General features: G+C 45.9%; 21 protein-coding genes, 1 tRNA gene and 1 pseudogene. 9 read left to right on the top strand and 14 right to left on the bottom strand.

Annotated elements, in window-relative coordinates; translation table 11 throughout:
* Positions 1-221 precede the first annotated feature (221 nt).
* The gene (locus tag VK958_RS10170; protein WP_325241071.1) at positions 222-1,361 is read right to left on the bottom strand and encodes a nucleotidyltransferase family protein; all 1,140 of its coding nucleotides are present in this window, start codon (positions 1,359-1,361) and stop codon (positions 222-224) included.
* Positions 1,362-1,525: 164 nt separating this feature from the next.
* On the opposite strand from VK958_RS10170, the gene VK958_RS10175 reads away from it, so the two are divergent.
* Positions 1,526-1,602: transfer RNA gene (locus VK958_RS10175), tRNA-Arg, on the top strand.
* Positions 1,603-2,005: 403 nt separating this feature from the next.
* On the opposite strand, the gene VK958_RS10180 is transcribed toward VK958_RS10175, so the two are convergent.
* The 4 genes and pseudogenes from VK958_RS10180 to VK958_RS10195 form a co-directional block, all read right to left on the bottom strand.
* The gene (locus VK958_RS10180) at positions 2,006-3,085 is read right to left on the bottom strand and encodes an HNH endonuclease signature motif containing protein (RefSeq protein ID WP_325241072.1); all 1,080 of its coding nucleotides are present in this window, start codon (positions 3,083-3,085) and stop codon (positions 2,006-2,008) included.
* Positions 3,086-3,131: 46 nt separating this feature from the next.
* The gene (locus VK958_RS10185) at positions 3,132-5,030 is read right to left on the bottom strand and encodes a Dam family site-specific DNA-(adenine-N6)-methyltransferase (RefSeq protein ID WP_325241073.1); all 1,899 of its coding nucleotides are present in this window, start codon (positions 5,028-5,030) and stop codon (positions 3,132-3,134) included.
* Between the two features lie 277 nt (positions 5,031-5,307).
* Entirely contained in the window at positions 5,308-6,603 is a 1,296-nt protein-coding gene (locus VK958_RS10190; RefSeq protein ID WP_325241074.1) for a DASH family cryptochrome, read from the bottom strand.
* 231 nt (positions 6,604-6,834) lie between these two features.
* Positions 6,835-7,032, bottom strand: a pseudogene (locus VK958_RS10195) (integrase core domain-containing protein); the annotation flags it as partial.
* 164 nt (positions 7,033-7,196) lie between these two features.
* Between VK958_RS10195 and VK958_RS10200 the strand changes: the two are divergent.
* The 6 genes from VK958_RS10200 (at position 7,197) to VK958_RS10225 (ending at position 14,556) form a co-directional block, all read left to right on the top strand.
* Entirely contained in the window at positions 7,197-7,592 is a 396-nt protein-coding gene (locus VK958_RS10200; RefSeq protein ID WP_325241075.1) for a YccF domain-containing protein, read from the top strand.
* Between the two features lie 27 nt (positions 7,593-7,619).
* Positions 7,620-8,192 carry an MOSC domain-containing protein gene (locus tag VK958_RS10205; protein WP_325241076.1) on the top strand — a complete coding sequence of 191 codons (573 nt, stop codon included), beginning with the start codon at positions 7,620-7,622 and terminating at the stop codon, positions 8,190-8,192.
* 437 nt (positions 8,193-8,629) lie between these two features.
* Complete coding sequence (locus VK958_RS10210) at positions 8,630-10,498, top strand: TonB-dependent receptor plug domain-containing protein (RefSeq protein ID WP_325241077.1); 1,869 nt, start codon at positions 8,630-8,632, stop codon at positions 10,496-10,498.
* Positions 10,489-11,007, top strand: coding sequence for a YfiR family protein (locus tag VK958_RS10215; protein ID WP_325241078.1), 519 nt, complete (start codon positions 10,489-10,491; stop codon positions 11,005-11,007). Before VK958_RS10210 ends, VK958_RS10215 begins: the two co-directional genes overlap by 10 nt.
* Positions 11,007-13,097 carry a bifunctional diguanylate cyclase/phosphodiesterase gene (locus tag VK958_RS10220; protein WP_325241079.1) on the top strand — a complete coding sequence of 697 codons (2,091 nt, stop codon included), beginning with the start codon at positions 11,007-11,009 and terminating at the stop codon, positions 13,095-13,097. The genes VK958_RS10215 and VK958_RS10220 overlap by 1 nt, the downstream gene beginning before the upstream one ends.
* Positions 13,098-13,248: 151 nt before the next feature.
* Entirely contained in the window at positions 13,249-14,556 is a 1,308-nt protein-coding gene (locus tag VK958_RS10225; RefSeq protein WP_325241080.1) for a chloride channel protein, read from the top strand.
* A gap of 30 nt (positions 14,557-14,586) precedes the next feature.
* Here the strand turns inward: VK958_RS10225 and VK958_RS10230 are convergent, their stop codons facing one another.
* From VK958_RS10230 to VK958_RS10250, 5 genes are all read right to left on the bottom strand, one after another.
* Positions 14,587-15,687: a mechanosensitive ion channel family protein gene (locus VK958_RS10230; protein WP_325241081.1), complete on the bottom strand. Its 1,101-nt coding sequence runs from the start codon at positions 15,685-15,687 to the stop codon at positions 14,587-14,589.
* 247 nt (positions 15,688-15,934) lie between these two features.
* A complete protein-coding gene (locus VK958_RS10235; protein WP_325241082.1) occupies positions 15,935-16,558 on the bottom strand; it encodes a phosphatase PAP2 family protein in 624 nt (207 codons plus the stop codon).
* A gap of 52 nt (positions 16,559-16,610) precedes the next feature.
* A complete protein-coding gene (locus VK958_RS10240) occupies positions 16,611-17,411 on the bottom strand; it encodes a metallophosphoesterase family protein (RefSeq protein WP_325241083.1) in 801 nt (266 codons plus the stop codon).
* Positions 17,408-18,424, bottom strand: coding sequence for a diacylglycerol/lipid kinase family protein (locus VK958_RS10245; protein WP_325241084.1), 1,017 nt, complete (start codon positions 18,422-18,424; stop codon positions 17,408-17,410). Before VK958_RS10245 ends, VK958_RS10240 begins: the two co-directional genes overlap by 4 nt.
* 233 nt (positions 18,425-18,657) lie before the next feature.
* Positions 18,658-19,080: a DUF6232 family protein gene (locus tag VK958_RS10250; RefSeq protein ID WP_325241085.1), complete on the bottom strand. Its 423-nt coding sequence runs from the start codon at positions 19,078-19,080 to the stop codon at positions 18,658-18,660.
* Between the two features lie 134 nt (positions 19,081-19,214).
* On the opposite strand from VK958_RS10250, the gene VK958_RS10255 reads away from it, so the two are divergent.
* Positions 19,215-19,370, top strand: a complete 156-nt coding sequence (locus VK958_RS10255) for a PEP-CTERM sorting domain-containing protein (RefSeq protein ID WP_325241086.1) — start codon at positions 19,215-19,217, stop codon at positions 19,368-19,370.
* Between the two features lie 221 nt (positions 19,371-19,591).
* Here the strand turns inward: VK958_RS10255 and VK958_RS10260 are convergent, their stop codons facing one another.
* The 4 genes from VK958_RS10260 to VK958_RS10275 form a co-directional block, all read right to left on the bottom strand.
* The gene (locus tag VK958_RS10260) at positions 19,592-20,470 is read right to left on the bottom strand and encodes an alpha/beta fold hydrolase (protein ID WP_325241087.1); all 879 of its coding nucleotides are present in this window, start codon (positions 20,468-20,470) and stop codon (positions 19,592-19,594) included.
* Between the two features lie 2 nt (positions 20,471-20,472).
* Entirely contained in the window at positions 20,473-21,093 is a 621-nt protein-coding gene (locus VK958_RS10265) for a LexA family protein (RefSeq protein ID WP_325241088.1), read from the bottom strand.
* A 155-nt stretch (positions 21,094-21,248) separates the two neighbouring features.
* Positions 21,249-21,623 carry a DsrE family protein gene (locus VK958_RS10270; protein ID WP_325241089.1) on the bottom strand — a complete coding sequence of 125 codons (375 nt, stop codon included), beginning with the start codon at positions 21,621-21,623 and terminating at the stop codon, positions 21,249-21,251.
* A 114-nt stretch (positions 21,624-21,737) separates the two neighbouring features.
* Entirely contained in the window at positions 21,738-22,622 is an 885-nt protein-coding gene (locus VK958_RS10275) for a LysR family transcriptional regulator (protein WP_325241090.1), read from the bottom strand.
* 179 nt (positions 22,623-22,801) lie between these two features.
* Between VK958_RS10275 and VK958_RS10280 the strand changes: the two genes are divergently transcribed.
* Positions 22,802-23,434 carry a pyridoxamine 5'-phosphate oxidase family protein gene (locus tag VK958_RS10280; RefSeq protein WP_325241091.1) on the top strand — a complete coding sequence of 211 codons (633 nt, stop codon included), beginning with the start codon at positions 22,802-22,804 and terminating at the stop codon, positions 23,432-23,434.
* Positions 23,435-23,789: the final 355 nt, after the last annotated feature.

The raw sequence follows: 23,789 nt of genomic DNA on the forward strand, positions 1-23,789 counted from the left end.
GCTTCTGCAGCACTGAGTGAACCCAGTGCCAATGCCAGCATTAAAGTCATTTTTTTCATTGTGTATACTCTCCTCAAAAGTGTTTAGAGAATACTCAGCGAATATGACAAATCCTTGAAGCTGGCATGTCACCAATATTTCAGCAGACTATAAAACCAACTTGTTGCCAAGATAGTTAGCCAATTAAAAATTGGTTAAATTGTGAGCGCACACACTCATTATCAAAGCCGTGCATAAGCATAATTCTGTGGATACACCACTTTTTCGCGTGCATCTGTCCAGATAATGTCGCAGCTCTCGTCATCGAAATGCACCATGCGGCCATCGCGGTCCACGCAATACTCGCCACACACAATACGCTCTTCCACTTTGTAATCCTGCGCGATACGCGTGTAATCAAACAAAATGGAACGAATCACGGTGCTGTCACGTTGGATGTGGCAACCGTTGCTGATCCAGGTCGGCCCGATAATACGTGCGTTCTTATCCACCTGCGAACCGGAACCGATATATACAGGCCCTTCAATATGGGTATGTTCCCAGTCAATATGCACATTCAAACCCACCCACACACCCGGTTTGACCTGCTTGCCGGGAATCGGCATCGAAGGGAAAAATCCCTGCATCATCTGCTGCATCACCAGCCAGTAATCCGCCACCACCCCAATATCAATCCAGTTAAACGGATGCTGGATCGCATAAAAAGGTAAGCCGCGCTGCACCAGCAAAGGGAATAGATCAGAACCGATATCAAACTCGCTACCAACAGGAATCAGGTCCAGCACTTCCGGCTCAAAAATATAAATACCGGTACTCGCCCAGTTAGAGCGCGCCTCCAGCTGAGTAGGTTTTTCCTGGAAAGAAATAATGCGCCCCTCCTGATTGGTCACCACCACGCCATACCCGGAAACCTTATCCATAGGCACCTGCATGGTCACCAGGCTAGCGAGTGCACCCTTCTCTTTATGCTCTTTCACTGCCCGCGTGATATCCAAGTCAATCACCGCATCGCCGCACAACACAATCGTCGTCTCATCAAAAAAACCGCTGAAATCCTGGATCTTGCGCATCCCTCCCGCAGAGCCAACCGCGTGCGGCACCACCTGCCCATCGATAATATCTCCCTCAAACGAATAGCCGATATTCACGCCAAAGCGATGGCCGTCCTCAAAATAATCCTGGATTTTTTTATGCAAGTAACTGACGTTGATCATGATATCCGCCACGCCATGCAGGGCGAGATGCTCAATCAGGTAAGCCATCACCGGCTTGCCCAACACGGGAATCATCGGCTTGGGTAATTCATAAGTGAGTGGTCTAACACGTGTGCCTTTACCAGCCGCCAGAATCATGGCTTTCATAATGCAATATCCTTATATGCTTAAATAACTTTAACGTTTTCAAGAAACAAGCATAGTCAGGCACTATGACAGGATTATTTCAGGCGACTTATGCCAGCACAGGCTGAGAAAAACACGGCTAGCGCGCCAAGGCAGCGTGACTTATTTGCTATAATGGCAGGATTGCGCCCGTAGCTCAGCTGGATAGAGTATTGGTTTCCGAAGCCAAGGGTCGTGAGTTCGAATCTCGCCGGGCGCACCAAAAGTAAAAAAACAAAGCCAAGATAGTGTTCACTAGCTTGGCTTTTTTATTGTTTAAAGCAGATCGTAAAAATGCGATTTTGCAAGACCTGACCCTGCATGCCCTTATTTACTCTGACCCCAATGACGTGATAGAAATTCCACTCAAGGGGCTTGCAATTCAAGACGGTATCTGTCCCGCATGACCGCATACATAAGCTAAACGGTCTGCAAAGTCCGTTCAGCACATTCCCTAATCATCCATCATTCAGGTCGCCATAGATTACAAGATAGCTGGGAGGACTTTCCTTCATCCGAAATTTGTATGGTTATTTATGACAATCTAAAAGATAAGAGAATACTCATCAGTCAGCTAAGAAAATAATAAATGTATCTACAGCAATTTTTACTCTGTCCACAATGTTTTAATCCATAAAGTCATATAAGTTTTGATCGATTAGGTTATTTCGTTTACCTAAATAACTTAAAAAGTTTTTAGTTAAAACACTGGTTTCAATCTTTTTATTAATAGTTACAACTTTAAGATAATCTTCCTCAAAGTGCTTCAAATTCGTTAATGATTTTATTCGCCCAGTCTCTGTAATTAGAAGCAAATGGTTATCAAAAAGCTTATGATGATTGCTGCAAAGCCATATCCCATTATCAGCATCAGTTGCATATTCAAGTTTTTTAGTTTGCGTTATTTCTTCAGATTTTTTTATGCTTGAAACAGGCCAAATATGTGCTCCTTCGATAATTTGAGGAATCTCACAGGAGCATAATGCACATTTTTTTGCGCCCAATTTATCTAAAAGGTTAAATATATAACTCGGCGAACGCAGGCTATTGTTTATTTCAAATTCTGCTAATTCATAAGTAAAATCAGAATTAGTTACACTGATTCCTAATCTCTTAATTACTATTAGAGCTTTTTCAGGTAACGCTAATAAATTTCCCTCTTGAATTTGATACAACTCAATTAGAGTGTTAGTTATTTGTGAAAGCGCAATACACAGTAATGTAGTTTCATATTTATTAGCGCCATAAGTTTTTCCATATACTTGCAGCGTACTTTCATCATTTATTGTTATATAAGAAGAATTGTTGCCAGAATTCTTCACTCTGTTTGCAGATCTGCTATTGATTAAGTCCCCCACAGAATTAAAAGGGTGAATTTCATTGTGTAAGTATTGCTTAGCGTTTAGAAACTCGGTTCCAACAGTTTTCATCAGCCTATACATGAATAAAAAATATGGCGTTTCTATGTTGCTACCACTAGAGGCTAAGAAGTAAAAAAATAATTTTTTATTCTGATTTTCTTCAAGCTGATAACTCAAAAGCGCGCTAGGAAAACTCTGAAAACTTGAGTTTCGGCTAGCAATCACATTTTCTGAGAATGAAATATAGTTTATTGATCCTTGGAACTCTAAAACTGCTAATCGCCCCTTGTTATATCCAAAGTTATCAAATTCAACTGTATAGGTTTCGCTTCCTGTGATACTCAAGCATACATCCCTAAGTATTTTATCAGTCAAGATCTCTTGATATAAATCAGTTTTTTTCTGAAATCTGTTCTTTATTTTGAAGTGAGGTATTGGATTTAGCATTTTTTTTAAAGTTAGTTATTAAGATCTCTTTTCTGTCATTTCCAACTATAGGATCTAAATTAATCAATTGATATTTTCTATTTTTGATCCAAGTTTTCAATAAATTATTTATTCTCCCCTTATGCTCCATAACATATGAAATCATGAATAATTTACCTTCATCATTCAACTTATCTGCAAAGTTAAAGAGTTTTTTTTCGGTTACTTCGCTCCACCCTTCAAAGCCCCTTTTGCCATCATTATAGGATCCTGTAGTTAACATATATGGTGGATCCAAATAAGTAAAAGTATTTTTATCTGCTTCATAGTAAAGTTGAGAGTAGTCTTTACTTTCAAAAATTATATGCTTTTCTTTTATAACTCTCGAAAAACTTATCATCTTTTCTAAAACCTTGTCATTGAACCATCTCATGCCAACAGGGTTATTAAAATCATGCTTGCCATTAAATCTTATCTGTTGGTTAAATCCATAAAGAACAACCGTATATAAAAGTTTAGGATCTCTTTTTTCTAACGGCAATGAATTGTAATAATCTCTCAGCTTTAGGTAGCTCTCGGAGTTAGCAGGCTCTAAGTTGTATTTTTTTATTATTTTCTTGATATATAAAATATAACTATAGATTTCATTTTTTTTAAATGAAGCCACTAACTCAGAAACGAAATTGTTGATATCGTTGTAGACGATCCGACTGGCATTAATATTAACACCGACATTGAACCCACCTCCAAATGCATCAATGAAAGAATTGTAATCTGCTGGCAGATGGGCCTTGATAGTTGAGATCATTCTGGCTTTACTGCCAATATAATTTAATGGGGATTCGTATTGGACTTCACTTTTCATTTCCACATAAAAAAGAAACTCTTTATGATCTTTACTTGCTTTAGATTTGAAGTTTGTATATTTCCTGTAGGAAATATTTTTACAAACATAAGTTTCTGCTATGCCATATCTCTTTAGACTAGCTTCAATAAAGCTCTTTGACATCAATCCATCTTGACTGTAACTAAAGAGAATATGCTTTGCTTTTGTTTTGGCGAGTATTTCATCAAAAAGAATATGAGCTTTGTACTCCTTTGACCAGTCAGACCTCATAGGTGCTGTTTTACGTGATCCCGTTATTTTACTTATTGAAGGGCTGTCATATAAAACCAAAGTCTCTAGCAAATGGTATTGTGTGCCATATTGGTTTTGGGTGTAAGGAGGGTCAAGGTACAAGATGTCGCACTCAACCTCAGATATAACATCCTCTATCTTTGAGTTCAAAAAATCGATTTCATTATGTGTAGAGTTGTTTGAATCCACTACTCTAAATTGAATTTTCTTTAGCGCTCTAGAATCCCAATGCTTAAGAAAAGCGCCATATACACCTGCGGTGTTAGATACATGAGAAACTGACTCAATTAAACAGGCAAGTAAGTATGAATACTCACTTTCATTGATTAAATTTAGATCTTTCCACTCTTCTATTTTTGTTCTAAAAAAATCCACTCTTCCCGCATTTTCTGCGCTGAAGTACATTCTTTCAGACCCGCCAGGCGAATAGTTTCTATAAAAGAAACCCTCTAATATCTCAGTGTTAGTGTTGAAAAATGTAATCGGATCAAACCCGAGCCTTTCAAATTTACAATCTTTTGCACACACTCGGCCTTTTGTGTAAATGGTGCACCATCTTAAAATATCGTTAGCAATAATGTTAAACGAGTCTTGTAGCGATACCGAAACGGCACCTGTACCACAAAAGGCATCGAGTAGAGTTAGTCCCTTTCCTGACAAATTCTTTAGCTCTAATAATTTCTTGATCTCGGGAGTTATTAGCTCTTTATTTCCTATAAATCTCATTCAGATATGGTCTTTATTAATACTTCAAATGTCGATGTCTGATTTTAATCATCGGCACCACTTTATTTATATTGTCGATAGATTTTAAACTATGTGTAATTGCTTTATTAACATCTAATTAGTTATTTTTAATGTATGCAATTGTTTAACACACTTGAGGTTCAGGTCATGCATTACGACCTTTATTCTTCGAACTTACGCACAGCACGACTCACAGTTGCATAGAGTACATTACTCTGAGGTTAAAGACTCTCTGACACATAAGTTCTTTTTGAATTTACATGGGCTGCCGCCATAATGCCTGATAATCACCTGCTGGGTCATAATCGTGCGCCTGTTTTTCTGGGTTGAATCTGCGCCCGCCTCTGGGGTCAGTACCGCGTCCGGCGATATAAAGCCAATTACCCTGGTTGCTATACACATCATAGTCGATCAGCTGGGATTCAAACCAGGCCGCACCGGCCCGCCAGTCGCAAGCGAGGTCATAAATCAGGTAGCTGGCTACGATCTGGCGTAAGCGGTTCGACAGGTAACCTGTCGCGGCCAATTCACGCATACCCGCATCCACCAGCGGCTGACCGGTTTCTCCGCGACACCACTGAACAAATGCAGCCTTATCATGCGATGGGTCAGGTTGTAGAGTGAGCCCTCCGGCAAGGTAGAGTCGACGCCCGTATTTGAGGTGCAACAACCGGAAATAATCGCGCCATAGAAGTTCGAACCATAACCAATACGTGCCTTCATTCGCGCCATCTTCAGACTCAAACTGCTTGATCTCGGCATCAATAGTGCGCGCAGAAATGGCCCCCGTCGCCAGCCATGGCGAACACTTGCTGGAGTAATCTGTACCAGTCAGCCCGTTGCGGGTGGCTTTGTAACTATGGGCCAGCTTGCGAGAGAGGTAGCGATCAAGGTGACGCCTCGCTGCTGTTTCACCGCCAGCGAACGCAGGCAGATGGTAAGGGAAAGATGACCTGGCATCAGGTTCTGCGGTTGCAGTCACCATTGTGTGTGGTGATGAATATGCGTCCTCCAATTCTTCAGGCAAAGGTGGAAATATACGGGGTGCTGCCAGTGGCAATGCAGGCCGAACAAGATCCTGCTCAATGCGATTGCGAAATGCGCTGAACACATCCGGCAAATCACGGGCTTGAAATGGCAGATCATCAGGATGCAACATCGTCGATTGCCATTTCGTGTTCACAGTGATGCCATTGCCACGTAATGCTGCTACCTGGGCCTGCTCTTCGGGGGCTGCAATCTCTTCACAGACAATGCTGCTGGCCCCCACTTGTCTGGCGAGCGTGGCCAACATTTCCGGCGGGTTGCCACTCAGTTCAATCAGCGCACTGCCATGCTGTTTAAGCTGGTCGGCTAAATCGGCCAGGTTGGCTCTCAGCCAGTGTTGACGGTGAACGCCAACGCGTTTAAACCCCCACGGTTGCAAGATATCTTGGATAGAGTCATGGCAATACACCGGTATAAGCTGCTTGGCAGAATGACAAGCCTGTATAAGTGCCGGATTATCAGCCAGCCTTAAATCATTGCGAAACCAGTAAATAATGGTCGTCATTTTTTAATAGCCTGACGCATGCCGTGGCCGAGATGCGTTTTCTTTAACATAAGTCATTCGTTTCCAAAGCTTGATTTGTAAACATATACAACAGGCCATCCACTTTTATTAAAATGACCTTGAGTGACCTGCCCCTAAAGCCGTAGCATTTTTAAGTTAGCAGAGACCATTTAAAAATCACTTTGCGTGCCTTAACTGCTGGGTGTACATTGCTGGCGAAACCTTTCCTCAGCTGCTGTGAGGTCGAACTGCATTGTAGTCTTGACGCCACAAAGAAATCGTCTTTCTAGCTTGAATGCGTGTCTCAACCCATTGCTGGTTGAAACATTCATCGCAAAATTTACCATTAAATGATTCAATGTAGACATTCTGTGTGGGTTTGCCTGGCTGAATCAATAAATGCTCAATCCCATGTGTGAATCGCCACCTATATACTAGACATTTTTATAGGCTGTAAGAATCGCTAAACAACGAAAGTTGCCATAGACGTGGTAAATGTTATCCAGAAGAATTCAAAATCGCACTGCGTTCATGGCAAGATACCGTGTAGTCATGTTTAGCAGTCAAATTTAAAAATAAAAGGGGTAATAAAAATGCGTAGTATATTAAATTTTCTTTGGTTCATCTTTGGCGGCTTTTTTATGGGCTTGGCCTGGTGGTTTTTCGGCATTCTGGCTTTCATCACTATCATCGGCATCCCTTGGGGAAAAGCCTGTTTTGTCATAGGCCAATTCACCTTTTTACCATTTGGTCGGGAAGCAGTGAGCCGCAATGTATTAAATAAGAAGGATGATATTGGTACGGGTACTCTCGGATTTATTGGAAACGTCATCTGGTTTATCTTTGCCGGCGTATGGTTGGCAATCGGTCATCTTGGCGCTGCACTTGCTTGCTTCGTCACTATCATCGGCATTCCTTTTGGGATTCAGCATCTAAAACTTGCTGTCATTTCACTCGCCCCAATCGGTAAAACAATCGTGAGTAAATAGCTTTATTAACGACCCGCACTAGCATTCATGCAACCCGTCACCCTGCGTCAATTGACTCAGCATTTCAGCCAGCCCGGGCGGCTGGATGCGATTTACCTGCGTCCGGGTCGTGGTCAGCCTTGTTTGCTGCAAGATCATGCCCATGCCATTGCCGACCTTGGATTACAAGGAGATCGTGTAAGTTTGCGTCAGCCATCGGCGCCGCATGGAAGTAAACGACAAGTGACATTGCTGCAAGCTGAGCATTTACCAGTGATAGCAGCGCTCACTGGTCATTCACAGATTGATCCGGCTTTGCTCAGGCGTAATCTGGTTGTGTCGGGCATCAACCTGCTGGCGACAAAATCGCTATTTAAAGACCAGCCTTTGCATCTGTTGATAGGCAATGTGCTACTGGAGGTCACGGGCCCTTGTGAGCCCTGCTCAAAAATGGAACAAGTGCTAGGGAAAGGGGGCTACAACGCCATGCGCGGCCATGGCGGTATAACGGCACGCATTCTGCGCGGCGGTCTGTTGCGTATTGGAGATACAGTAAAGGTCGTTGCAGGGACTGACATTGATAAACCTCAGCAATCCTCCCTACCCCTTTTCGGCATATAACTAGCAATAGGTTTCAACGTTGGTTCTAACCAACGGAATCTTAGTTGACTAGTGACTACTTACATCTTGTCGGACGCACCAGTAGCGAAAGAAAAGCCAGGATAGTGATTGCTAACTTGACTCTTTTGGCCTGATTTTCACCTCTTCTTATCACTTTGTGGCATTCATTTATTCAACTTTAGCGGTTTTGCCCGGCTTTCTGAAAACCGAGTTAACACTAGCTGATTACCGCGAATAATGTAAAAAAAGCAGTGAATCGCTCGCTATCGGAAAACCTTATTTTTTGCTTTTATAAATACCGCTTTTTTGGTTAAAGATATATCCAAAAAAGTCGTTAAATGAGCATGCAGTTTTGCTCTCAAAAATGTTGTTTTCAAGCCTTTGTATGGTTAATCGCTGTACTGGGCTGCACATCTGCTTTCGGGGCATCCAAAGATGTGACGGACATCCCCTTTGAAAGCCTGGTGCAGACAGAAATCATCACTGCTTCGAAAATCGGCCAGCAAATCAGCAATGCGCCTTCTGCGGTCAGCACCGTGACAGCAGAAGATATTCGCAAGTTTGGCTACCGCTCCCTGGCTGACATTATCAATAGCATGCGTGGACTTTACACCACCAATGACCGCACCTATACCTATATGGGTGGCCGGGGATTCGGGCGCACCGGCGATTATGCGGGCAGGGTAATGCTGCTCATCGATGGTTACCAGGCTAATGACAATCTTTATAACGCTGGCTTCCTCGGCAATGATGGGCTTTTGGATGCCGAACTGATCGACAGGGTCGAGTATGTGTCTGGCCCTGGCGGAGTCACATATGGAAACGGTGCCTTTTATGGAATCATTAATGTCATCACCAAAAAAGGCAATGATATTAATGGCCTGCAGACTGGGCTGGATGCTGGAAGCTTTGGTAGCCAGAAAGAGCGTATTACCTATGGCAAAACATTCGATAATGGCTTGAATGTATTACTGTCAGCCTCGCGTTTTGGCAGTGACGGTCAAACCCATTACTATCCAGAATTCGATTCCCCTGCCACTAATAACGGTCGGTCCGTGAACCTCGATGATGAGCGCAACCGGCGCTTTTTCGGCAAGCTGATTTTTGGTCAATGGACATTAAGCGGTGCGTTTGTGAGCCGCCGCAAAAGTGATCCGACAGCCCAGTTCGGTGCTGACTTCAATACCAGCCCAAACTGGTTACAGGACAGCAATGGCTATGTAGACCTTAAATACGATGATGACATCAGCCTCGCATTGAAAGCTTCTTACCGCACTTATTACGGCCAGTACCAATACCAGAGTCGGGCAGTGTTTAGCGGCGACTTTTATTCGGAAAAAAATCTGGGCCGCTGGTGGGGTTCGGAAGCAAAATTTACCAATACCAGTTTTGCAAACCACAAACTGCTTTACGGTGTGGAATACCGTAATGATTACCAGCAGGACTTTTACCTGCCGGCTGCGTCAATCGAGCACAGTCAATACCTGGTGAGCGGCTATGCACAAGATGAATACCAATGGCACCCTGATGTCAGGCTGAATGTGGGCGCGCGATATGATTACGGCGGCAAAAATGCAACGTTTGTCAGCCCGCGTGTGGCCGCTATCTATTCGGCAAACGAAGCAACCGATTTAAAACTCTCCTATGCTTCAGCTTTCAGGAGACCGAATGTCTATGAAAAATATTATTCAGATCCCAGCTTTTTGTTGCCTAACAAAAACCTCAGGAAAGAAACCGTGAATGCCACTGAGCTGGTCATAGAGAACCGTCCGGATAGCCAGACCAAAATACAGAATTCGTTTTTCTATTACCAAACGCATAACCTGATCGGCGCCAATGAAGTGGGTGGTACGGGCATCCTCCAGTATGGCAATTTGAGTGATGCCAACACGCGCGGTGCCGATATTGAACTGGATCACTTCTGGAAATCCGGCATTCACTTGAAAACCAGCTATTCCTGGCAATTTGCCGAAGACAGCAATGGGCAATGGCTGGTCAATTCACCCAAGCATTTGTTCAAGTCAAACTTTTCCATGCCTCTGCTGAGCAATAAGGTATATCTTGGCCTCGAATTGCAATCGTTCGGGCGGCGTTTAACCGAGCAGCGCAACGAAATCGCCGGCTACAGCTTATTGAATGCCAGCTTCTCTTCCACCAACCTGATTCCGCATGTGATCTTGAGTGCTACTGTGCGCAATCTTTTAAATCGCGATTACGCAATCGCCGCATCGAGTTTTAACACACAAGAGACTATTCCCCAGGATGGCAGGAACATCTGGGTGCAAATGGTGTATCAATGGCCATAAGAAAACTATCCCTTTTGGTGGTCGCTATAGCGTGTTGCTATCACAGCAGCAGGCTTGCTGCCGCCATTCCGGAACTGGATATGCGCTCAGCCTACCTGTATAACTTTGCGCAGTTTGCCGACTGGCCATCCAATGACCAGCCTACTTTCAACATTTGTACGCTGGATAAAGTTGCCGAGAGTATCAGCCCTGAAGTACTGGCGAATAAAACAGTGAATGGGAAGAAAATAAAGCTTTCCCGGTTTTCGGAATCTGCAGATACGGCAGAATGCCAGATGGTATATCTGAACACCGCTGACATTGGCTATGCGGCAAAAATAGCCAGGATGTTAAGTACCGAACATGTGCTGACTGTGGGGGAGGACAGTAGCGGAAACGGTCTGGGAATTATCAACTTATCTGTCAAAAACAACCGCCTTGTTTTTGACCTTGACCTGGCGAAAGCCCGTAAAGCCAATATATCCCTCAGCTCGAAATTGATCCAGCTGGCACAGAAAGTGCGCGAATAATGTTTTCTGTTAGATTAAAAAACCTATCTATCCAGATTAAATTGTTACTGGCTCAAGGAATAGTGACTATTTCCGCACTGCTGGTACTGTTAGCCATCGTGCTTGGTTATGGATACACCAGCTTCCGGAATGACCTTTATAAGGATCTGGACACCCAGGCGACTATCATCGAACATAGCAGCACGGCCGCCATTTTGTTCGGTGACAAAAATGCAGCGGATGAGATCCTGTCCACGTTTAAGTTAATGAGCAGCATCAATCGCGCTTATCTGTTCCATGATAAAGGTGCTTTACTCGCCGTCTATGAGAAAGAAGTAAAAGCAAAGCCTGACGCTCACTATGGCAACAAAGTCAATCTGCAGGCTTTAAGGCAACTTCGTTCCAGCTTTAACACGCATATCCTGATCAAGGATATTGTGTTTGATCATCATGTGATTGGCACGTTATTCATAGAAGCTAACCTGGATAAGTTAAATACCCGGTTAAGCTTGTTAATCCTGGCGGTAGCGGTTGCTGCATTTATGGGTTTAATCATATCGCTGTTGATCTCACTCAAAATAAACAAGTTTTTGACCCAACCCATCCTCTCCTTGACCACGCTGGTAGAGAAAGTGTCCAGCAGCTATGACTACTCCGTACGCAGCCATTTGTTAACCAATGATGAAATTGGCAGCCTGGCAATGGGTATCAATGCGATGTTAAGCAGTATTGAACAAAGAGACGAACGGCTGGAAACCGAGCTTGCCAAACAAAAAGAAACAGAAAAAGCACTGGACCGTCTGGCCTACTTTGACACGGTCACCCAGCTGCCAAACCGTCATTACTTCAACCAGCAATTGCATAAAAAAATTGCCGAAGCCGCCAGCATCAACAAGATTTGCTGCCTGATGTTTATCGATCTCGATGATTTCAAGGTCATCAATGACACCTATGGGCACAGGGTCGGTGATCAGTTACTGGCTGATGTCGGGCAGAGGCTGAAGGGTACCCTCAAGTCCGGGGATGAGGTATTCCGCATAGGCGGAGACGAGTTCGCCATCCTGATTACAGACAATAACCAGTTTTCGCATGCACGTGAATCAGCTACCAAAGTGATTCGTCACTGCGCTGAAAAATTCATCATCAACAACAATGACTTATATATCGGGGTCAGCATTGGCATCAGCGGTTCTACACAGCCGATGATACAGGCCGCCGATTTATTACGCTCTGCAGACAGCGCAATGTATAGGGCAAAAAACGAAGGCAAAAACAATTTCAAGTTCTTTTCTAAAGAAATCGATGACGAATCCCATTTCCGGAATTACCTGGAAAATGCGTTGAGAAGCGCCTTGAGCCGCAAAGAGTTTGAAGTGTTCTACCAGCCGATTGTCAATTTAAGAACCGAGCAGATCGTTGGTTTTGAAGCCTTGCTAAGATGGCATGAGCCTATTTATGGCGATATCAGCCCCGCTGTATTCATCCCTTGTGCAGAGCGCATTGGCGTGATCTTGCCCATTGGCGAATGGGTGTTACGCGAAGCCTGCCTGCAACAGAAAAAGTTGCGCGATGAATTTGGCATCGAATTCATGATGAATGTGAATCTTTCCGGCAGGCAACTGCGCGAGTTCGATGTCGTGCATAAAATCCTGGATATTGTGTCTGAAACAGCGATTAACCCGTCGTCATTGAATATCGAGCTGACCGAGAGTGTATTGATGGACAACTCCCAGTCTACAATCAATAAATTCCATGCCTTGCGCGCGGCAGGCGTCAGCATTTCAATCGATGATTTCGGGACGGGTTATTCATCCCTGAGTTACCTGAAGCGATTCCCCATTAACACGATCAAGATCGACCGCAGTTTTATCATGGACATAGCGCATGACTCTGAAGACCAGGCCATTACGCTTGCGATCATTGCGTTGGCGAACACGCTGAAACTCACCGTGGTTGCCGAAGGCGTCGAGACCTTGGAGCAAAAAAGAATATTAAGATTAAATGATTGTGAGAAGGCACAAGGTTATCTGTTCAGCAAACCTTTACCCTCGAACGATTTGAAAAGCATCATAGAAACTTTCTCTACCTCCGTATATCATCAAACAGCTTAAGCAAAAAAGCTTGGGTGCTCCACCAGAAGTCTGCCAACATGGTCACCTGTGACGACGGCGATGTCACAGTAACACCCCATTTGCAATTAATGGGCAAACTATTCTGCATATGACTACTCAATGAATTACAACCTATGTAGAAAAAACAAAAATGCTTAGCCAATTAAAAAATATAGTCTCATCGATTCAGCTTAGCGACATTCATGCCTGGTTAGGCAGATTCATTATCTGGTCGGCCGCTGCCGCGACGGGTCTTATTGTGGTTCTGTTTGCCAAGGCGACTGAGAAAGCGATCTCATTTTTTGACGGGATCCAATCTGAGATTTGGTGGATCCCCATTTTGATCATGCCTGTGGTTGGCATTTTCATTATATGGGTCACCAGGACCTGGTTTAAGGGGGCTTCTGGCAGTGGTATCCCCCAAACGATGGCGGCGTTGAATCATGATGAACACCAGCCCATCAACCATTTGATATCCATCAAGATAGCGATCGCCAAGTTTTTCCTGGTCACATTAGGGCTTGCTGCAGGATTTTCAGCAGGCAGAGAGGGACCCTCTGTGCAAATTGGCGCAAGTATCATGCATAGCTTTCGAAGATTCTTGCCTGCAAGTTTCACCATTGACCCTAAACACCTGATTCTTGCTGGCGGTGCAGCGGGCATTTCAGCAGCGTTTAATACGCCACTGGCTGGGATTATTTTTGCCATTGAAGAGTTAAGTCGTAAATTTGAACAGAAAACCAATGGCGTCATGATCACAGCCATTGTGCTGTCAGGGCTGGTGTCTATTTCACTACAAGGCAATTACACCTATTTTGGCAGCCTGAATGTGGGGATTATCCATAAAGAAATTCTGGTCCCTGTATTGATCTGCGGGCTGGTTTGCGGCGTGACCGGCGGCATATTCAGTAAAGTTTTGATCGAATTTTCAGAAAATCTACCGGGGAGAATCACGGACTTTCGCACACGTCATCCTTATTACTGGACCGGGTTCTGCGCTTTATTGGTGGCAGGACTCGGCATTGTGAGCCATGGTGCAGCGAATGGCTCGGGATATTCACTCACTAAAGCGATGCTCAATGGGTCCATCGACGAAACCTGGTACTACCCGGTGGTTAAATATTTAGCCACCATTTTTACCTATTTGAGCGGCATTCCCGGAGGAATCTTTGCGCCGGCGCTTTCGATCGGTGCCGGCATAGGCTATGACCTGGCAAGTATCTTTCATTATCACGACATGGTGATTGCAATGAGCGCCTTGTGCATGGCAGGGTTTTTAGCGGGGGTCACCCAAGCCCCCATTACCTCATTCATCATTGTCATGGAAATGATTGATGGCCATGAGATGGTGATCAGCTTGATGGCCGTTTCATTGATCGCTACCGTGACTTCTCGAATATACAGCCGCCCTCTTTATTCAGTGCTCTCTACCAAGTTTGCAAAAGGGTTGCAAACTTAGCAAAGACTAAACAATGTTCTAGCGCGTATATCATTGCAATGAAGGACTCAAAGCTCCCTCAGGCAACCGCATTTTAAGCTCAGCATTTTTTGACAAGTTCAACGTCATTGTCGGGAAAGCAAAACTGACATTCATGGATTCCAGCTCGCGCATCAGATATAGATTGATGGCTTGTTGTTTATCCATGTATATGTTGTAACTGCTATCCAGGACGTAATAAACAACCTCGAAATCCAGTGAGCTAAGGCCGAAGCCCTTAAAGTGTGCACGGTCAAATCTTGTCTCAGATTGTGACGTAATCGCTTGTTTAACAATCTCGGGAATCTTTTCAACGACATCTGCTTTGGTACCGTATGTGACACGGAACTCAAAAACCACCCTTCTTTCAGCCATGCGCTTGTAATTATGGATCGTGTTTTTAAGTAACTCAGTATTGCCGCAGACAATCTGTTCACCACTCAGGCTACGAATATGCGTGGTCTTTAAACCAACGCGCTCTACGGTGCCAAGTACATCACCAAAAATAATGAAGTCGCCGATCACAAAAGGTTTGTCCAACCCGATTGCCAGCGAAGCAAATAAATCACTCAGTATATTTTGAACAGCCAGCGCCACAGCGACACCGCCCACCCCTAAACTGGCAACGAAAGCCGTGATATTGACGCCTGTATTTGCAAGGATACTGAGAAGCGCAATAGACCAGACTACCGTTTTAAAAATCCAGGAGAGCATGGTGGTGAGCACAGCATTTTCGGCGGTGCCATCAGTGGCCACTGTTTTAGCTTTAGCCCAGAGCGTGATCCCCTTGCTCAACCACCTCGCTATTTGTATTCCTATCACCAGGAAAGAAAGGTAATCAAGGCGCGTCACCCATTTTGCATTCAATTCCAGGAAGTGCATGGCAAACAGCAAAGAAAATAATGCAAAGGTTAACTGATTGGTACTTCGCATGACTTCTACGATCAAATCACCCAATTTAGTCGGGTTACGTAAGGCGAAATTTGAAATTCTTTTTATGGAAAATTTCCAGATGAGTACCATGCAGGCATACGTGATGATGAAAATCAGCAGTGTATAAAGCCATTCATTGACAGTGAAACTTAGAAATTTGTATTCAAGCCAGCTATTCATTTCTTTCCTTTATGAAAGGTTAATGATTAGTCAGGATATTTATTTATTTGAACTTACAGAAGAAGCAAACGAGGTTTTGAGAATTTCACCAATAGAAAAACTAACCATTTCCCAACGAAGAGAAAATAGGATAAAAATGTGGTTTGTAAGTTCAATATAATTCTGCTGCTGTATGAAACTGATCAACCACTTGCGGCAGTCTTGGCTAGCTCTCTAAATCTGGAGATTTCAAACAGCCATCAATCTTTTATGACTGGGGAGACGCATTTTTCGTTATCACACGATAGCTTTGAATCACAGTGAAACACAGCGCAAGCCAGGCTACCGCTTCTAAAAAAGCGGCCAATACGTCACTCAAATAATGCGCGCCCAGATAGAGGCGACTAAACGCCACTAACACTATCATTGCCAAAGCCATCATGAAGAAGTAAAAAGTCCGGCCAGGTGAACGTGTTCGTGAGATCAGCAGTGCTGCCAATGCCCCATAGAACACCGTGCTGGCGACGACATGTCCGCTTGGAAAACTGTAGGTAGTGAGTGTGACGAGTGGATTCTCAAAAGAGGGACGGGCACGGTGAAATTGCTGTTTGACCAGCAAATTGAGTAGCATACCTCCCTGAACGGCGAAAATGACGGCTAACCCTGCACACCAGCGTTTTTTCCAGAACAGGATGACCGTTATCAGCGCTGCTACAGGGCTGATGACTAAGGGGTCATGCAAGTGCGTGACGATCAGCAGGCATTGTGTGAGCCCTGGCGAGCCATGCGCATGCAGCCATTGGGCAATGTGTATATCGAGAACTGTCAATGCCCCAGCCCTCATGACATTTTCGGCAATCAAGCCAAATAATAATCCCGCGATGACGAGCACTATAATGCCTACCGTCAGAGATTGGCGCTGTGACCTTAAATATTGCATATACTCAGGACAGCGCTAATAACCGGGTTTCTGCCATGATGAACCGCGATGATGCTGCATCAAAATCCATCCGCTCGACCTTACAAGCGCGCTGCGCTGGCTCATAACGGATAAGATTCACTGAATTCGGCTTGCCTTCGCGTATCCGTTTGGATACGGCTGTACCAGCGGAGACTATCCACACCGGACGTGTGACATTCTGAAACTTTTCTTGCAGATTGCGGATGTAGGCCAGATGGATATGCCCGCTTAAAATCAGGTCTGCCCCTGCCGCTGCCCAGGCTTCGATTGCCTGGCGGTGTCCATGTAGCAAATTCTCTTTATCACTCTCTCGTTCGACGTAAACAGGCTGGTGGACAGCCACGACTCGTAATTGACCTGGTAAAGCCCCCTTCAATTGTTGAGAGACGCGTTCAATTTGTCTTGCAGAGACTTCACCATCCGCATGGCGCCATGGACGGGTGGTATTAACGCCTATCACAAGGGCATGCTGATCAGAAAATTGTGGCGCAAGCTCACGCCCGAGGGCGCGGCGGTAATTACCATATGGATTAAAAGCACGCGCGAAAATATTAAACAGGGGGATATCGTGATTACCCGGAATAACCAGCTTCACGGGTGCAGCCAGGCTATCAAGAAAGCTGCGGGCGACAGAAAATTGCGCACGTCGTGCGCGCTGGGTGACATCCCCGGACAGGATCGCAAGATCAGGGCGCACTTCATGCGCAAGTTGAAGAAGTGCAGTAGCGACCTGTGGTTGCTCGGTCCCGAAATGGGTGTCGGAAAGATGGAGGATCACACTCATGTTTCGCTCCCTTTCGACAGGGGAACGATAAGGCGTAAAGGCTTGGGCCCGACGCGAAATGTCAACGGCGGCACCATGCGAGAGACTTCCCCATCCATCGCCACTTTTACTGAACGCTTGTGGCGGCGTGATAGCGGTTCAACCACCAGTTGACGGCAGGTAAAGTGGGTGACATTTTGCGATTTGCCAAGCAAGCCTATCATGCCGTGAAATGCGACGGCCACCCTTTCAGTCGCGCTCATGGGCGGAAGTGCGATGATGGCAAGCTGCCCATTTTGCACATGCTCTGATTCAGGCTCCAGACCAATAGCCTCCAGCTGAATGGCATTATTGCCGACAAAGATCGTGGATGCAGGCAGGACTTCTTCCCCGCTCTGCTGTTGACCGCCACTATGTTCAATGCGCAGCAGCATCTTGATGTCGCGTTTTAACAGGGTAAGGAACGCAGCTACTTTGGCAACGATGCGGCTACGGCCATGTTGCTGTTTAAATTCTTCCCGGTCTGCGAGCAATTGCGGATAAAGGCCCAGGCTGGCATTCACCAGAAACACCTCATCATTCAATTGGCCAACCTGTACGCCTCGTTCACTACCAGCACGCATACCGGCAATCAACGCTTTTGCGGCCAACTCCACATCCTGCGGTATCCCATTGTCCCGCGCAAAATAATTGAATGTGCCTAAAGGCACTACGCCGAACGGCAGTCCGGCAGCCAGCACCTCCTGAGCGACAAAGCGTATGGTGCCATCCCCGCCCGCTGCTGCGACCACCCCGTTACGTTGGGCTGCTTGTCCGACTGCTTTCCTGGTCATTTCAGGCAGGTCATCACCGCGTTGGCAGAGTAATAATTCATAGGGCTGCTCAGCCTCGTGAAATATTTTTTCCAATGCATTTGCGACTGTCGCGGCATCTTTAGCGCCAGAACCGGCATTTAAGACAATAAATAATGGAGGAAAGTCGTTGGTTGGATTCTCTGCAGAATGCGACGGTGCTTGCGCGATTGAGTTGTTCATATGTTTAATACAGAAAATTGATCATCAAGTTTCACATCTTTTGTGGATTAAATCCACACAAAACACGCCTACGTTAATATTTAACGTAACAATCAATGATCTCAGCATTTCACTCCCAGGAAAGCGGGCGTGTGCAACCCTCTGTTTCAATAGGAAGATCATGGGGGAAAATCTCTCGCATCCTTAATTAAAATAAGGACCACGAGAGCAAGAGGAATCTGAACCTTAACGATTTACTTGTGCGCTGAACTTCCACGCAAAGCGAGCGCAACATTCAAAGCGGTCAGCACGTTTTCAACATCTAAAACGTTATCCCCTGTGACTGCCTGGATATTGCCCGCCAGGGTATGAATAACCACTGCGTATTTTGGGGTAGCAAGAAACCACATGACACTGCCATAGACTATTGAAAAGATGCCCGCCAGGGGTAGGTTTCCACTTCCAAACAGAAGCACAACACCGCCAATCAGGCATAATTTTGCCAGTATCAGGTTGGGGCTGAGCTTTTTCGACTCGACCGTGGTGACATGCTTGATGGGTATCGGTTTACCATTCACGATAAACCGGCTGTGACAGACACTTATGCCATGATGGCTGAAGTAAATGGACTCTTCCATGGAAATTACCTCGACGGCATAAATTAAATGTGTTAACATTATATCACTATAAATTAACAATTAATAACAATAGGTTTTAGTCCTTTAGTCTTAGCCAATCTGGGCCATTGTTGACACTTAGCGCCCCTCATAGAATTCCCTGTATTAATCCTAGCAATCATTTAAAGAGTAATATGTTCCAGAAATTGATTTTAAGCGTTGGCCTGCTTGCCACAGCAGCAGCTAACGCCGCCTCATCTACTAACTCTCCCGTACCAGAACCAGAAAGCATCAGCCTGATATTGTTAGGCGTGGGACTGATGGGTGTGATTGTGTTTCGCCACAAATAATGCGTGTTTGAATAAATAGCCTGCCAGCCGGTTTATGCTGGCTGTTTCGCTACTTGTGCCTACCATTTGAGCGTTGAATTCATGAACGGATGCACGCTTTGCCAGGCTATCAAAAGCAGATATTCAAACAGCCAGCTTGAACGCTAAAGCCACAAACCTGAGTTAACTGCATTTTTTGTTGATAAGTGAATACAGAGATTCACTTATCAACAAAATTGACCTTAATACGCAGTTGCAGTCTGCACAGAGAGCCTGCCTGGTTTCTTGATGTGATTCGTGGGCGCTACTTTTAGTTTTAGAAATGTATCAATTGCCGCTGCCAGACGGGCAGGTTCATCATACGGCAGTCCATGCCCGACATCGGGAATCAGCTTGTATTGCAGATCCGGGTTGAGTGCGTGTAATTCGCGCGCAGTTTCTGCAGAAACGATGCCTTCGCTGCCAAGCACCAATAACGTCGGTACATAAATATTGCGGATCAGTTCGTCAAATTCGGGGTTAGGCGGAATGAGCACATCAAATGCATTCTCGCTGGTCCGTAACCTTGCCTGCACAATGTATTCGATCACTTCCGATGAGCGATAGCGGTACCTGGTTTTGGCTTCCCTGAATAACTCTTCTTTGGTGGATTTCAACATCTGCCGGTGTTGCTCAACCATATCACTTTCGTACACGCGGTTTTGCCATTCAGGGCTGACAAAAGTAGGGTCGGCCAGGATAATGCCACTGACAGCGAAACCCAACCGGCTGGCAACCATTGCCGCCGTCATGCCGCCCATCGAGTGACCAAGCAGGTAGGGCGATTTAATATCCAGCGTCCTGATCAGTTCGATTACATCATTGGCATGGTCGTGATAGGTATAACCATGCTGTGGCGCGCTGGAATATCCATGGCCGCGTGCATCAGGCATGATGATGTCGAAGTGCTCTTCCAGCTCACGCGCCAATTGCGACCAGCACGCACCACTACCTGTTAAGCCATGCAGCGCGATTAACGTTGGTTTGTCTCCGCCACCCGTTCTTAAATAGTGGATGTTGATGCCATTCGCGCGGCACATCGTATCCATCCAGTTTGCAGAAATAATGTTTTTGCGTGTCATGATTAAAACTTCCTGAAAGAACCGGTCACCACGCCCCAGATTGCGAATTGCATTCTGCCCTGGATGAGGATAGGTTCATATGTACCTGAAGAGTTGGCCGGCAATAACTTGGGGTCGCCGTTCTTTTGTTTGGCTAAGGTCTTGATGGTGAATTCGCCATCAATCATCGCCAGCACGATATCGCCTATCGATGCCTGTTTTCTTTTATTCACAATCGCTTTATCACCAGGCAACAACCCGGCCTCGATCATGGATTCGCCCTGGATAGTGACAAAAAAGGTATTAGCCGGGTCCTGGATCAAATAGCCATTCGGGTCCATGCGCGTCTCTTCATCGCTATCCGCCGGAGATGGCAAACCGGCGGGCACTTTGGATTGGTAGAGCGGCAAACTTAAGCTATCCAGCGCTTCGGCTACCTGTGCAAATTCGCCCACACTATCCAGATTACCTTCCATCTGGCGCAGGCGTTGTTTCTTGGCATAGGCTTCCAGAAAGCTGGCAATCACTGGCTTTTGGCTGTCTGGCACACGGATGACACTGGTCGCCTCCATATAAGTACCGGTGCCATGCTTGCGCCCTGCACCAGGTCTTTTGCCACCATTTTTCTTGTCTTCATCACTCATGGATTTTATTGTAACAACAATCAGTTTTTATTGTAACAATAATCAGATTAAGTTTATGTAAAGACTTGAAGCGAGATGCTGCGGATAAATCGCAGCTATTTTTTAACAGATCACTAGCACCATCATTTCAGGTGCCAGTTACAGAATTGCACTGATCAGAAATTGAAGATCGTGTAGCCGTCGCCGGATAACTTGGCGATGCTGGTTAAACCAGACGTGCCCGGCACACTGTTATCCGTCACCAGATCGAAACCATGCTTTTCTGCCTCGTCCCTGGCACCAAACACATCCGCGCAACCACATGAAACACCCGCGACCACATCAGAAACCGCGGAATACAGTTGATATAGAGGATGCCCTACTTTGTTCAGGTGACTGACCCAGCGCGTGCCGGTGCCCTGAAAATAAACAGAGACTTCTATGTTTTTCTGCTTAAAATCATAGGCGGCTGCCAGGCCGTTGAATGCGCGGCCAAGCGCTTCTTCACCGCCATGGGTGGGGTCGGAAAAAATGATGATGGCTGCTTTCATGTTGCTCTCCTTTGATCGGTTATGTCGTTGATTGACAACCCGGATTCTAGGGATTGAAGGCAACAGGAAAAACCACTTATAGCGAAATGGATTGTTTCGCCAGGCGCAATATCGCTAAGGATTTAACTTTGGGTTAGCACGCAAATACTCAACGACATAGTCTATGAAACTGCGCACTTTGGAGGAGCCCAATTTATCTTCCCTGTGTACGACATGCACCGGCCAGGGTTCTTCTTCGTAGCCTTCAAGAATCATGCGCAAAGCATCTGTTTCAACCTCGTTCCACACTTGATATGAAAGCAGGCGTGCGATGCCTAAGTCACCGATGGCCGCCGCCAGTGCTGCATCATTGCTGGTGACGGTCAGGCGTGGATCCATACGCACCTGTAACGGTTCATGATTGGTTTTAAAATGCCATTCGGTATGTGGTGAAACGGCGCTTGATGAAATAATGGAATGTTTGGATAAGTCAGCAGGTTGCCTGGGCGTGCCGGATTTTTCAAGATAGGCTGGCGATGCACAAAGTATCCGGCGGACTTCTCCCACTTTGATCGCACGCAGCCCGGAGTCGGGCAAATGCCCGATACGTATCGCGACATCCATGCCTTCATCGACCAGGTTGGTGACGCGGTCTACCAGGTTAGCCACCATTTTTACCTGCGGATAACGTTGCATGTAATCGATCAGGCAAGGCATGACAAACATGCGCCCGAACATCACCGGTGCTGTGATTGAAAGCGTGCCGCGCGGCGTGGCATTACTTTCAGCGACCGCTTCATTCGCCTCGGTAATGCTGACCAGGATAGCCCGCACATTTTCGTAATACTGACGGCCGGCATCGGTGAAACGCACATGACGTGTGGTTCTTTGCAATAGCCTGGCGCCTAATTGCTCTTCGAGCGCCACCACTGCACGCGTGACTGCCGCCGGGGAAATATCCAGCTTGCGAGAAGCAGCCGCAAAGCCGCCCTCTTCGGCGACGCTGGCAAACACCCGCATTAAATGAAACTGGTCGATAGTATTTCTCCCCTTGCTACGTTTCTCTTATACACTCATTAACGACATGTTCACCTGCAATATTTCTGTGGGCGAAATAATGTATTGCGTCTAACCCTGATTCTCTCCTTCGTATTATTTACTAAAATTCGTCCATCAGTAAACAAGCAGAGGAGAAGATCATGACTGAATCATTCGCTTCAACATTGATAAACCCCAGTGACGTCGTGTTCACGTCGGCAGTAAAAGCCAGACAGGAAGAAATGGGCTCGAGAGCTGGCTATGCAAAATTCGAAAGCACCCGCGGTTGGGAATCGCGCGTGACACCAGTGCTGGCCGACTTTATTGCAGCGCAGACCAGTATGTACATTGCCACGGCCAATGCAGAGGGGCAACCTTACATGCAGCATCGCGGCGGTCCGCCAGGTTTCCTGCATGTGCTTGATGAGCAAACGCTGGCGTTTGCCGATTATGCGGGTAACAAGCAATACATCACGGCGGGCAACCTGGATGAAAACCCAAAGGCACAGCTGTTCCTGATGGATTATGCCAATACACAACGCGTCAAAATCTGGGGAGAGGCAAAGATTGTGACCGGCGATGAGGCGTTAATCGCGCGCGTTTCTTCACCCGATTACCCGGCCAGGGTTGAGCGCGTGATCGTGTTTACCATCAAGGCCTGGGATGCGAATTGCCCTAAACATATTCCGAAACTCTTGAAAGTAGAGGATGTGATACCGGCAATTCAGGTACGTGACCAGAAGATTGCCGCCCTGGAAGCGCGACTGAAAGAGCTGGAGAAAAACATCTCTTAGCTGAATAAAGGGTAAGCATGGATAGGCGTTCTTCAGATATTCATTATTTCTTTCGCCTCTAGGCGAGTTACTTTTCCTTGCTTGCCCAAAGAAGAAGTAACCAAAAGAAAAGGCACCCTAGCTTCCGCTTGCTCCCTGCGTTGCTCGGCCTAGGACTTTCGTCCGTTGCTCTGCCGGACTAAAAGTAGGCGGCCAACGAAACTCGCCCTAGCGGCTTGCACACTTCGCAAGCCACCGCGGAACTCAAACAGACGCTGACCGACAACTCCCTCGCTGACTGCGCTACTCAGCGCGTCAGATAGTGGCCGATGAACCCCAGCACGATCAAAAAGCAGTAGAACATAATAGGCAGTTG

Origin of the sequence: Methylophilus sp. (assembly GCF_035460085.1) — a bacterium.
Taxonomy (GTDB): domain Bacteria; phylum Pseudomonadota; class Gammaproteobacteria; order Burkholderiales; family Methylophilaceae; genus Methylophilus.

Coding starts and splice junctions, on each gene's coding strand:
- VK958_RS10170 (WP_325241071.1), bottom strand. CDS start 1,361: ATGAAAGCCATGATTCTGGCGGCTGGTAAAGGCACACGTGTTAGACCA.
- VK958_RS10185 (WP_325241073.1), bottom strand. CDS start 5,030: ATGAGATTTATAGGAAATAAAGAGCTAATAACTCCCGAGATCAAGAAA.
- VK958_RS10190 (WP_325241074.1), bottom strand. CDS start 6,603: ATGACGACCATTATTTACTGGTTTCGCAATGATTTAAGGCTGGCTGAT.
- VK958_RS10200 (WP_325241075.1), top strand. CDS start 7,197: ATGCGTAGTATATTAAATTTTCTTTGGTTCATCTTTGGCGGCTTTTTT.
- VK958_RS10205 (WP_325241076.1), top strand. CDS start 7,620: ATGCAACCCGTCACCCTGCGTCAATTGACTCAGCATTTCAGCCAGCCC.
- VK958_RS10215 (WP_325241078.1), top strand. CDS start 10,489: ATGGCCATAAGAAAACTATCCCTTTTGGTGGTCGCTATAGCGTGTTGC.
- VK958_RS10220 (WP_325241079.1), top strand. CDS start 11,007: ATGTTTTCTGTTAGATTAAAAAACCTATCTATCCAGATTAAATTGTTA.
- VK958_RS10225 (WP_325241080.1), top strand. CDS start 13,249: ATGCTTAGCCAATTAAAAAATATAGTCTCATCGATTCAGCTTAGCGAC.
- VK958_RS10230 (WP_325241081.1), bottom strand. CDS start 15,687: ATGAATAGCTGGCTTGAATACAAATTTCTAAGTTTCACTGTCAATGAA.
- VK958_RS10240 (WP_325241083.1), bottom strand. CDS start 17,411: ATGAGTGTGATCCTCCATCTTTCCGACACCCATTTCGGGACCGAGCAA.
- VK958_RS10245 (WP_325241084.1), bottom strand. CDS start 18,424: ATGAACAACTCAATCGCGCAAGCACCGTCGCATTCTGCAGAGAATCCA.
- VK958_RS10250 (WP_325241085.1), bottom strand. CDS start 19,080: ATGTTAACACATTTAATTTATGCCGTCGAGGTAATTTCCATGGAAGAG.
- VK958_RS10255 (WP_325241086.1), top strand. CDS start 19,215: ATGTTCCAGAAATTGATTTTAAGCGTTGGCCTGCTTGCCACAGCAGCA.
- VK958_RS10260 (WP_325241087.1), bottom strand. CDS start 20,470: ATGACACGCAAAAACATTATTTCTGCAAACTGGATGGATACGATGTGC.
- VK958_RS10265 (WP_325241088.1), bottom strand. CDS start 21,093: ATGAGTGATGAAGACAAGAAAAATGGTGGCAAAAGACCTGGTGCAGGG.
- VK958_RS10270 (WP_325241089.1), bottom strand. CDS start 21,623: ATGAAAGCAGCCATCATCATTTTTTCCGACCCCACCCATGGCGGTGAA.
- VK958_RS10275 (WP_325241090.1), bottom strand. CDS start 22,622: ATGCGGGTGTTTGCCAGCGTCGCCGAAGAGGGCGGCTTTGCGGCTGCT.
- VK958_RS10280 (WP_325241091.1), top strand. CDS start 22,802: ATGACTGAATCATTCGCTTCAACATTGATAAACCCCAGTGACGTCGTG.